We start from the raw sequence: 10,376 nt of genomic DNA on the forward strand, positions 1-10,376 counted from the left end.
AATCAATTTACGTATAATTGCCTGCGTTTATACCATAAAAATTGATTTATACCATTTCGCTTAATTGAGCGTTCTATTTTTGGGCAAGCAAGCCTCGCAGGTAATGCTAGGTATAACCCGTCAAAAATGCTTAAGTATTATTGCGAATTGGTATTTATAGCCATTTGGCTAGCTAGGTTGCTAGAATAGCAGTCCCTAAAATGGAGTTAAGAACCCGCATGAAACGACGTTTATCATTATTATCTGCTGCCATCCTGCCTTTATTCGCAGCATCTTCGATTGCTTACGCTGAAGACGGTGAGCTGGAAACAATTGTAGTTACCGGTGATTTCCAAAAAGAGAGCATTCAAACTTTAAGTGCCAGTGCAAGCTTGTTTTCAGACCATGAAATCAATCAACGTGGTGCAAAGTTTTTAGATGAGATGCTAGCTAGCGCTGCCAACGTAAACTTTACCTCAGGCGCATCTCGTGGTCGTTTCGTGCAAATTCGTGGTGTTGGATTACGCTCGCAATTTGTTGATCCTATTAACCCGTCGGTTGGCTTAGTTATTGACGGCATTAACTACTCTGGTTTAGGTGGCAGTTCGCTATTATTTGATATCGACCAAGTTGAAATCTATCGCGGTCCACAAGGAACTCGCTTTGGTGCTGATGCTTTAGCTGGCATGATTCAAATGGAATCAGCTGCGCCAACCTTTGATCCAAGCGTTAAAGTGCAACTGGGTGCGGGCAACTACAATAGCTACGAAGCAGGTATTGCAGCAGGTACTGGTATTACTGATGATACTGCAGTACGTGCCAGTGTTTATCAACGCGAGTCTGATGGTTATGTAGAAAACCGTTATTTAGGTGAAGATACCCAACAACAAGACGAGCTCGTTTCTCGCTTTAAATTGCACAGCCAATTAACTAGCCACTTACGCACAGAACTTAACGTTCATTATATTGATATTAATAACGGTTATGATGCTTTCACGCTCGATAATAGCCGTAATAGCGTTGCTGATGAGCCTGGTGAGGATAATCAAGAAAGTATCGCCGTTGGCCTTGCAAACATTTACACCGGCTTCGATTGGTTTGATGTAAGCCTAAATGTTTCAGGGATCGACAGCGAGCTGCTATACAGCTTCGACGAAGATTGGGTATGTAACGATGAAGCTCAGCCTGAACTATGTGCTGCAGGCCTACATGAGTGGGGTTATAGCTCAACAGATACCTATTTACGCGACCGAAAAGATCAAGCAGCCGAGCTACAATTTAATGGCAAAGCGGGCGATTGGGTGGCAGGTATTTATTACCAAGGCCGCGAAGTCGATTTAGAGCGCCAATACACTTGGCTGGCACAACCTTTTGCATCAAATTATGAAACCAGCAATATTGCTGCATACGGGCAGTTAGCTACACCTATTGGCCCAAAAACAACCTTAATTACAGGTCTGCGCGTTGAACAGTACCAAGGCGACTACACCGACAATAACGGTTTTATTGAAGAAACTGATGATGTCATGGTCGGTGGTAAGCTTGCGCTTGAATATCAAGTCATTGATCGCACCATGATCTACACCAGCATCACCCGTGGCTATAAAGCTGGCGGTATTAACTCTGAAGCTTTAGCAAAAGCAAAAGACGAAGGCTTAAACCTCGATGCTGACTTTTTTGCTAATCACACATCATTTGCCCCTGAGTACTTATGGAGCGGTGAGTTTGGTGTTAAAGGCAGCTCTCTAGACGATAAATTTGTGTTACGTCTAGCCGCCTTTTATATGTATCGAGAAGATATGCAGCTAAAATCGTGGCAAGTTGAAGGTCAAAAGTTCACAGGCTATATCGATAACGCCAGCTCTGGCGAAAACTACGGTTTAGAAATTGAAGGTAGCTTCCAAGCAACTGACAATTTACTACTAACAGGTAGTGCAGGTTATCTACATACAGAAATCAATGACTTTGTGGCTCAATCAGGTCTTGATCAAGATGGTCGCGACCAAGCACAAGCACCTAAGTACCAATATGCATTCACTGCGCGTTATAACTTTACGCCTGCACTTTATGCATCGATTGGTTTAGAGGGTAAAGACGATTATTACTTCTCTGATAGCCATAACTCAAAAGCACCAAGCACGAATTTAGTGAATGCTTCATTTGGTTATGAAGGTGATAATTGGAGCATTAATGCATGGGCACGTAACTTATTTGACGAAGACGTACCAACCCGTGGTTTTGAGTTTGGTAACGACCCATTAGATGGATACACCACTCACACTTACACGCAGCTTGGCGAACCAATGGTTGCCGGTGTGACATTTATTTACGAGCTATAAGCAATTCGGTGCTAAGTTTTTTACTTAGCACCCAAATTCCTAGAACCTAATAAATTAAGCCCTTTCAACATCAAAGGCGAGTACGTCTTTAATCTTTTGCTTATTCGTTGCCAGCATAATGAGTCGATCAATACCCAGCGCTACACCCGCACATTGTGGTAAGCCATGCTCTAGCGCAGCGATTAAGCGCTCATCCATTGGCACTTGCTTTAAACCATTCGCTTCACGGTATTGATTGTCTTCACTAAAGCGAGCTGCTTGCTCTTTGCCATCTGTTAGTTCATTAAAGCCGTTTGCCAGCTCCATATTCTTGAAATATAACTCAAAGCGCCCTGCGACTCGCTCATCATGTTGGCAAATTTGGGCAAGAGCCGCTTGCGAAGCTGGAAAATGATAAACAAAACAAGGCTTTTCTTGGCCAATCGTTGGCTCTACCTTCATACAAAATAATAGCTGCAACAAGGTATCTCGGTGCGTTTCATGCGCAGCAATATCGGCAAAGCCCTGCTCCGTTGCTAGTTGCTGCAAAGTGCTGATATTAGCGGTTAAAGGGTCAACACCTAAGGCGTTCATAAAAGCTTGTTGATAAGTTAGTCGCTCTGCGCTTTCTACGCCAAGCACTAATTGCATAAGCTCATCCATTTCATCCATAAGGGCAAATTCATCAAAACCCGGACGATACCACTCAAGCATTGTAAATTCAGGATTATGATGACTACCCGCCTCTTCATTACGAAAGGCTTTGCATAGCTGGAAAATAGCCCCAGAGCCTGCAGCAAGTAAACGCTTCATGGCAAACTCAGGTGACGTTTGCAAATAAAGTGGTAAGCCACCAGCATGACCAGGACCTACAAACTCGGTACTAAATGTCGCTAAATGCACATCGGTTACACTGGCCGCACTTAAGCTTGGCGTTTCAACCTCCATAACATCACGTGCATAAAAGAACTCGCGAATACGGCGGATGATAGCGGCACGGTGGCGTAAAGTTTCAATATCGGCGCTTGGTTGCCAAAGGACATTAGACATAGTGTTTCCCAAAAAAAATCCCAGCAGAAGCTGGGATTTTATAATAATTCATACCAACTCGCTTAATTAAGTGGTCTATTTTGAGGCAATAAAACCTTGTTGATAGCAAGGCAAAAATTTCGTTATTTAGTTGTTCTAAATCAGAAATTTTTAACGTAGCTAGCGACAGGTTTAATCCCTCAAAATGATTAAGTATTATTGCGAATTGGTATTAACAAAGCCTGTTACTTAACACGGCTCACGTATTCACCGCTACGTGTATCAACTTTGATCACTTCGCCGATTTGTACGAATAGAGGAACGCGAACAACAGCACCTGTGCTTAATGTTGCCGGTTTACCGCCAGTACCCGCTGTATCACCTTTTAGACCTGGATCTGTTTCAGTGATTTCTAATTCAACGAAGTTTGGTGGAGTCACAGCGATTGGGCTACCGTTCCAAAGCGTGATTGTACAAACGTCATTTTCAACTAACCATTTTGCATTGTCGCCAAGCGCTTTTTCGTCAGCAGCGATTTGCTCAAATGTTTCGTTGTTCATGAAGTGCCAGAACTCACCGTCAGTGTATAGATACGCTAAATCTGTATCCATTACGTCTGCACCTTCAACTGATTCACCTGACTTGAATGTTTTTTCTAGTACTTTACCTGTGATAAGTTTACGAATACGAACACGGTTAAACGCCTGGCCTTTACCTGGTTTTACCATTTCATTTTCTAAGATGCTGCAAGGTTCGCCGTCTAACATAATTTTTAGGCCGCCCTTGAACTCATTGGTGCTATAATTCGCCATCGTTTCCTCTGTCTAAATAATTTCGAGTAATCTACGTGTCAATGATACAAAGAAATGAAGTAAATTTGCATAAAAACTGGCAAAAAGAATTGGCAAATGTTGTCACTTGTCCTGAACGCTTGCTAGAAATGCTAGGATTATCAAGCAAAGTAGACGAAAAAGACCTCAAAGCACGCAGTCTTTTTCCTGTCCGTGTGCCACTGCCTTTTATCAAAAAAATGCGTTATGGCGACATAAACGACCCTCTTTTGCTGCAAGTGATGCCAAAACACCAAGAGTTTTTAGCAAAAACAGGTTACGATAAAGACCCTCTAAAAGAACAAGATAATAATCAACCGGGCTTATTACACAAGTATCGCTCTCGCGTTTTAGTGATGTTTAAAACCGGTTGTGCTGTAAATTGCCGCTATTGTTTTAGACGTCATTTTCCTTATCAAGAAAACCAATTAAACAAACGCAGTTTAATTGAGGCACTGGCATATATAAAAGCCGACGCCAACATCAACGAAGTCATTTTGAGTGGTGGTGATCCATTGATGGCCAAGGACGATGCTGTTAGTTGGTTTATGGATGAGCTCGAACAGCTACCGCAAATTAAACGCATGCGTATTCATAGCCGCTTGCCTGTGGTGATCCCAGCAAGAATTACCGATGAGCTATGTTCGCGCTTTGCTGCATCGCCTTTAAAAGTGGTGTTTATAAACCATATCAATCACGCCAACGAAATTGATGATGAATTTAAAGCGGCTATGCAAAAATTAAAAGTCGCGGGGGTTACGTTATTAAATCAAGCGGTATTACTGAAAGATGTGAATGATTCTGTTGATTCACAAGTTGCACTAAGTGAAGCACTATTTGAGGCAGATATACTTCCTTACTACTTACATCTACTAGATAAAGTTGAGGGTGCCAGCCATTTTGATATAGCTGAGAGTCAGGCACGGGAAATCGTGACGGCTATGCTGGCAGCATTGCCGGGATTCTTGGTTCCTAAGCTGGTGCGCGAGATCGGTGGCGAGCAAAGTAAAACGCCTATCGATCTAAGGGCGTGTTGACCTTTATTGATTGAAATTTGTTCACTCTAGGGGCGATTTAATCGCGGCGCGAGATTTGTAACCTAGTGGGCTAAGTAAAAATCGAGTAACAAAGAGTTAATCGCCCCTAGGAAGAACCCGAAGGGCAGCGCGTGTTTGGCATTAATGCTGCGTTATCGCCTATTTATGTGGAACAACCACACTACATAGGCTCTGCCTTGCCTAAATACCAAACACACTGCTGCAAAATCAATCATAAAGGGTCAACACGCCCTATCTAATTTAACAACTAAACGTATACGTTTACGTTGTTACCTAGTGTCGCAGTTACCGACTTAGCAGGTGTTTGCGCTGCAGCACTCGATGTTGCTGCGCCTTCGATAAGTGCAAGTGCCGCAGCACCATCAGCCTTTTGCTGTTTTTTAGCAAGCGATGCGCTGTAAACTTCTGCACTTTCGCCACCGCCACTCATCGCTGGTAAGCTTGATCCTGATATATTCATAGTTCATTACCTGACTTTTTATGACAATCCACGTACTATATCGGCATTGCAGTCTAAAGCTTTAGGAAAAAAATGGATTCAATTATTGAACAACTCAATGCTAACCTAAAAATCGTTTATCGTCAGGCACTTGATGCTGATAAAAAATTAGATGACTTACAGCAGCAAGGCCATGGTAAATTCAAAGCCTTATTTGCAAAAGATGCTGGCTTTGATTTTGAAGCAAAACGCTTTAAACCTTACGTTCTCGATGTTGCTGCTGATGTAGAAAGCTTAAGCAACGACGGTATGGACGAAGAAAAACTGAAAAAAACCGTTATTAAACTGCAACAGTTACTACAACTGTTAGCGACGTTTAAGTAACGTAGAAGCCTCTATTTTTATAGAGGCTTACGCGCGAAATAAATTTCACGCCTACACCAAAGACATTTAATCTCACAAAGAGAGATAAGAGACGCTTCGCTGAACATAAACACTATTTGAATCTCTCTTCTTTTCCTCTGTGCTCTCTGTGTCCTCTGTGGTTGGAAAAAGATCTTTAATTCACAAATAGGCTAAGAGGCGCTGCGCTTTAGAGGGAAACAAAAAAGTATTATCATCACTTCCTCATTCACTTATCTTTGTGCAAATATTTTCGTGCGAAATAAATTTCACGCCAACATGTGGGAGCAGCTTTAGCCGTTAATTGTTTTTCGGCGTTAAAACGCCTCCCACGATATAGGTCTTTTACAAGACCCACAAACAACACAGTTCAACTTTAAACTGACAGCTGAAAGCTGAAAGCTGAAAGCTTTCATTCACCCAGATTTAACGACGGCAATAACTCATCTTCAAACCAATCAGTGATTAAACGCTTATCGTAATAGTAGGCTTCATCGCGCCCCATTTTCATGCGATCCATAAATCCCATATCTTTAAGCTTGATATCATTTGCTTCGCTTATCACTTTACCGTTTTTATCGGTAATCGAATAATTTAGGTCGATACGTGGGAAGTAAATTGGCTTGATGATACGTAACTCATTCATGGTACCAAAACGCACATCACCGGCTAGGTCAAGCTCTGTCACTTCAACGTTAAAGGTGTAGCCTTCAGGTAACTTTTCGGCAAGCTTGTTGAAGTGTTTTTCAAAATTTTTCGCCACATTTTTATGAAATGAACCTTTTGGTGAATTGTTGCCAGGTTCTACATCACGGTAATCGTTAAAGTCATGCCATTTAACTTTTGCCTCTCCTGCATGAGCAAAAGCAGGTAGTGCAATGACCATTGCTAAGGCAATTTTTTTTACTGTATTCATCTGTTTCTCCACTTAACAGGTATAGCTAATGATTAAATTTTAGCTGCTGACAATTAACTATAGCTTAATATCTAAACACTTAGGTGTAACCAATATGGTGCAAAATGTAATCAAAAACAAGCGATTCATATTTTTGCTTTATTGTTATAAATCACAATTTATTTATGTAATTTAACGCAAAATGTGCTGAAATAAGGCTAATTCAACCAGGTATAGTTCATGGATATTTTATGACCATTTTAGTCACCGGCGGAGCCGGATACATCGGTTCTCACACCGTTTTAGAATTATTACAACAAGGCACTGACGTTGTTGTTCTTGATAATTTAAGTAATTCATCGAATGAGTCATTGGCTCGCGTAAAACAAATCACTGGCAAAGACGTCACGTTTTATCAAGGTGATATTTTAGATAGAGCCTGCCTAGACAAAATATTCCGTGAACACGCAATTGATAGTGTTATTCACTTTGCTGGTTTAAAAGCGGTTGGTGAATCGGTTGTAAAGCCTATTGAGTATTACCAAAACAACGTACAAGGTACACTGACTTTGGTTGATGCCATGCGTGACGCTGGCGTATTTAAGTTGGTATTTAGCTCATCAGCAACTGTATACGGTGACCCTGCAAGTTTGCCAATTCGTGAAGACTTCCCGGTTGGCGGTACGACCAACCCATATGGCACATCAAAGCTTATGGTTGAGATGATGCTACAAGATATCGCAAAATCAGATGAACGCTTTGCCTTTGTTATCTTACGTTACTTTAACCCTGTCGGCGCGCATGAATCCGGCCTGATTGGTGAAGATCCGAATGGTATACCTAACAACTTATTACCTTATATTTCGCAAGTCGCAGTGGGTAAGCTAGCAAAGCTAGGTGTATTTGGGGATGACTACGATACTGTAGATGGTACAGGTGTTCGTGATTATATCCATGTCGTCGATTTAGCATTAGGTCACTTAAAAGCACTTAACCGTATTGCAACTGATACAGGTGCACACGTATTTAACCTTGGCACAGGTAATGGTTACTCAGTACTGCAAATGGTTACCGCTTTTGAAAAAGCCAGCGGTCAAGCTGTCCCATATCAAATTTCACCGCGTAGAGCAGGCGACATTGCAGCTTGCTATGCAGCACCAGAAAAAGCGTTAAAAGAGCTTGGCTGGCAAGCTGAACGAGGCATCGATGAAATGATGCAAGATACGTGGCGCTGGCAAAGTAATAACCCTAACGGTTACAAATAGTTAAAGTCTAAAATTAAAAAGCTGATGTTCACACATCGGCTTTTTAATTTGATGAGGCTTTCTTAAGCTGCGCAATCCCCCAGAAAAGTACCCCAGCCCCAGTGCAGGATAAGAAAAAGAACAACCCTAAGCCGACTGGCGATCCCCAAAACAAAATACTGTATAAAACTTCCATCTTTATATCCTTTATTATTATTTGAATAACAAGTTATATAAGTTTTAGGAACAGCCCGTCAAGTAGCAATATCAGCGCATCGCTTGAATACTCTCTAGCGCTGCAGCAAGCTGTGATTTTAGTTTTTTATGACGTATATAAACAGCGAACACTATAATGCCATTGATACCAAGCTGGATAAGCCATAGGCTGTATGTTTTAAACATAACCATGTTAAACAAGGCAACAATTAGCAGAGCGGACCAAAGAGCAACACAGCCAATAAAGCTCACATACCAGTAATGAACTTGGTGTTTCAGCTGGCTTTCTTTAAAGTTGAGCATCGCGTTTACGTCTAGCGTTTCAGCCCGCCAAAGCTTTCGTCTTAAACGGTAAGACCAAACGCCAAAACCTAGTGGAATAGGCACTAATAGTGCAAACATGAAGGTTTCATAAGTATGTTTTGCCTCAAACAACATGGCGTAAATACAAAACACGGTTACCACAACACCTAATAAAGAGTCTATTAAACCTTTTAGCTTTAATTTAGTTCGCGACTTTTGTGTTTGTGCAATTAATGCAGCGCTATCCACTTTCGGCGTTGCCTGCACGAATGCCTGCTGCCAATTAGCTAATTGCTCATCTGCTTCGAATTTATCCACTTCATTCACTCCATTAGGCTTGCAAGTTGTTGCCTTGCTCTACTTGCACGTTTCGCAACAGCATCTTCAGACAGACCCAGTGTTTCGGCTATCTCACTTTGATTAAACCCTTCAAGCTGTAGAGCAAGCACCTGCCTATATTTCAGCGTTAATTTACGCAGGGCAGCCATTAAATCTAAACTGTCGTCTGGTGATTTGTGTGCACTTAAAGCTTGGGTGTAATCAACACTCTCAGAGCTTGCAACCTCTTTACGGTTTTGCTCTTTAATCACATGATCAACTGCTTTATTGTGAGCTATTCGGGCGATATAGGTTTTTACGCTAGCATCGCCTCGAAAGGCAATATCTGGTGATGATTCATTACTTTCAAATGCGCGCCAAAGCGCCAATGACATCTCTTGAATTAGCTCATCTTGCAACGCTTGATTGATCTCGTAGGTTGCAGCAACACGCGCCAACAGCGGCGCGTATTCATTCAGCAATGTGTTTATTTGAACATCAGCTTTCACTGTACTTCCATGTTTTTATTATTATTTGAACAAACGATTATAGGCACAAAAGAAAGTACACGCTAATACAGGCCCCATCAGTAGCATAGGTAAAAGGCTATACGGTGCAGCAAAGGTAACAAGCATATTAATCAAACAAAGCACGCTTAGCGGTTTAATCACTCTTAGTGCTGTTGCAAGGCTTTCTTTTACAGCTGCACTAAGTGAAGAATTACTTAAAAGTAACAGAGGTACCACAAATATAAGCAGCATATTCATAGGAACAATTGATACAAACATAACTCCTACGCGCCAACGCTCAACATCAACAAACTGACCAGATAATAATGCCGATAACTGCTCACTTCCAATCAAAGTACTCCCTACAGCAAGTTGCACCAGCGCGAGTAAAATACCCACTACTGACCAAACCGCAACTCGTCCCCACTTCGCCCATGTTGTATTGTGTCGAAATGAAAAGCCTTGATTACTATTTAGGTTAAACAATAAAGGCCACACGGTTGCCATTAACATAGGCGCTAACCATTTCGATAATGTTAAACCTATAGGTGCTGGCAATAGTTGCACTAGCCCAGGCAAAATAGCGAACAGTGTCATTAGTAAGAAAAGTTTAAACGGCGCCTTTTTAAATAGCCCCCAACCTTCTTTTAACCAAAGAGCAGCATCACTAAATGGTGCATTCGTTGAATCAAGTTTTAGCGTATTCACAGTTGATGTTGTAGTCGTCATGAGCTTGTCCTTTTCGTAAAAATAGATACATAAGACACTGCCTATCGCTACCACCGAATAGAACAACTTCGTGTCATTTGCAGCTATAGACGAGACAAACTCAAAAA

Annotated in this window: 12 protein-coding genes; 4 read left to right on the plus strand and 8 right to left on the minus strand. The window is 41.6% G+C overall.

Going from position 1 to position 10,376, the window contains the following annotated elements:
• Positions 1 to 218 precede the first annotated feature (218 nt).
• On the plus strand, positions 219 to 2,318 hold the full coding sequence (locus L1D46_RS01275; RefSeq protein WP_178926538.1) for a TonB-dependent receptor: 2,100 nt from the start codon (positions 219 to 221) through the stop codon (positions 2,316 to 2,318).
• Between the two features lie 54 nt (positions 2,319 to 2,372).
• Here the strand turns inward: L1D46_RS01275 and epmA are convergent, their stop codons facing one another.
• Positions 2,373 to 3,347: an elongation factor P--(R)-beta-lysine ligase gene (gene epmA / locus L1D46_RS01280; RefSeq protein WP_167659012.1), complete on the minus strand. Its 975-nt coding sequence runs from the start codon at positions 3,345 to 3,347 to the stop codon at positions 2,373 to 2,375.
• 224 nt (positions 3,348 to 3,571) lie between these two features.
• Complete coding sequence (gene efp, locus L1D46_RS01285) at positions 3,572 to 4,138, minus strand: elongation factor P (protein ID WP_054554126.1); 567 nt, start codon at positions 4,136 to 4,138, stop codon at positions 3,572 to 3,574.
• A 41-nt stretch (positions 4,139 to 4,179) separates the two neighbouring features.
• Between efp and epmB the strand changes: the two genes are divergently transcribed.
• Positions 4,180 to 5,193: an EF-P beta-lysylation protein EpmB gene (gene epmB, locus L1D46_RS01290; protein WP_167659010.1), complete on the plus strand. Its 1,014-nt coding sequence runs from the start codon at positions 4,180 to 4,182 to the stop codon at positions 5,191 to 5,193.
• Between the two features lie 268 nt (positions 5,194 to 5,461).
• Here epmB and L1D46_RS01295 read toward each other — a convergent pair whose 3' ends face one another.
• A complete protein-coding gene (locus L1D46_RS01295; protein WP_130049862.1) occupies positions 5,462 to 5,674 on the minus strand; it encodes a hypothetical protein in 213 nt (70 codons plus the stop codon).
• 72 nt (positions 5,675 to 5,746) lie between these two features.
• On the opposite strand from L1D46_RS01295, the gene L1D46_RS01300 reads away from it, so the two are divergent.
• The gene (locus tag L1D46_RS01300; RefSeq protein ID WP_054554123.1) at positions 5,747 to 6,037 is read left to right on the plus strand and encodes a hypothetical protein; all 291 of its coding nucleotides are present in this window, start codon (positions 5,747 to 5,749) and stop codon (positions 6,035 to 6,037) included.
• 430 nt (positions 6,038 to 6,467) lie between these two features.
• On the opposite strand, the gene L1D46_RS01305 is transcribed toward L1D46_RS01300, so the two are convergent.
• Positions 6,468 to 6,971, minus strand: a complete 504-nt coding sequence (locus L1D46_RS01305; RefSeq protein WP_130049863.1) for a DUF3016 domain-containing protein — start codon at positions 6,969 to 6,971, stop codon at positions 6,468 to 6,470.
• 230 nt (positions 6,972 to 7,201) lie between these two features.
• Here L1D46_RS01305 and galE point away from each other — a divergent pair, with 230 nt between their 5' ends.
• A complete protein-coding gene (galE, locus tag L1D46_RS01310; protein WP_130049864.1) occupies positions 7,202 to 8,215 on the plus strand; it encodes a UDP-glucose 4-epimerase GalE in 1,014 nt (337 codons plus the stop codon).
• Positions 8,216 to 8,258: 43 nt separating this feature from the next.
• Here the strand turns inward: galE and L1D46_RS20880 are convergent, their stop codons facing one another.
• The 4 genes from L1D46_RS20880 to L1D46_RS01325 form a co-directional block, all read right to left on the minus strand.
• Positions 8,259 to 8,390, minus strand: a complete 132-nt coding sequence (locus tag L1D46_RS20880; protein ID WP_268795669.1) for a hypothetical protein — start codon at positions 8,388 to 8,390, stop codon at positions 8,259 to 8,261.
• A gap of 71 nt (positions 8,391 to 8,461) precedes the next feature.
• Positions 8,462 to 9,031 carry a hypothetical protein gene (locus tag L1D46_RS01315; RefSeq protein WP_239976594.1) on the minus strand — a complete coding sequence of 190 codons (570 nt, stop codon included), beginning with the start codon at positions 9,029 to 9,031 and terminating at the stop codon, positions 8,462 to 8,464.
• A 5-nt stretch (positions 9,032 to 9,036) separates the two neighbouring features.
• Positions 9,037 to 9,540: a sigma-70 family RNA polymerase sigma factor gene (locus L1D46_RS01320; RefSeq protein ID WP_239976596.1), complete on the minus strand. Its 504-nt coding sequence runs from the start codon at positions 9,538 to 9,540 to the stop codon at positions 9,037 to 9,039.
• A gap of 21 nt (positions 9,541 to 9,561) precedes the next feature.
• On the minus strand, positions 9,562 to 10,376 hold an 815-nt coding region (locus L1D46_RS01325; RefSeq protein ID WP_239976598.1), incomplete at its 5' end, for a hypothetical protein.

Origin of the sequence: Pseudoalteromonas sp. Isolate3 (assembly GCF_022398505.1) — a bacterium.
Taxonomy (GTDB): domain Bacteria; phylum Pseudomonadota; class Gammaproteobacteria; order Enterobacterales; family Alteromonadaceae; genus Pseudoalteromonas; species Pseudoalteromonas apostichopi.

Coding starts and splice junctions, on each gene's coding strand:
- epmB (WP_167659010.1), top strand. CDS start 4,180: ATGATACAAAGAAATGAAGTAAATTTGCATAAAAACTGGCAAAAAGAA.
- epmA (WP_167659012.1), bottom strand. CDS start 3,347: ATGTCTAATGTCCTTTGGCAACCAAGCGCCGATATTGAAACTTTACGC.
- L1D46_RS01295 (WP_130049862.1), bottom strand. CDS start 5,674: ATGAATATATCAGGATCAAGCTTACCAGCGATGAGTGGCGGTGGCGAA.
- L1D46_RS20880 (WP_268795669.1), bottom strand. CDS start 8,390: ATGGAAGTTTTATACAGTATTTTGTTTTGGGGATCGCCAGTCGGCTTA.
- L1D46_RS01300 (WP_054554123.1), top strand. CDS start 5,747: ATGGATTCAATTATTGAACAACTCAATGCTAACCTAAAAATCGTTTAT.
- efp (WP_054554126.1), bottom strand. CDS start 4,138: ATGGCGAATTATAGCACCAATGAGTTCAAGGGCGGCCTAAAAATTATG.
- L1D46_RS01305 (WP_130049863.1), bottom strand. CDS start 6,971: ATGAATACAGTAAAAAAAATTGCCTTAGCAATGGTCATTGCACTACCT.
- L1D46_RS01275 (WP_178926538.1), top strand. CDS start 219: ATGAAACGACGTTTATCATTATTATCTGCTGCCATCCTGCCTTTATTC.
- galE (WP_130049864.1), top strand. CDS start 7,202: ATGACCATTTTAGTCACCGGCGGAGCCGGATACATCGGTTCTCACACC.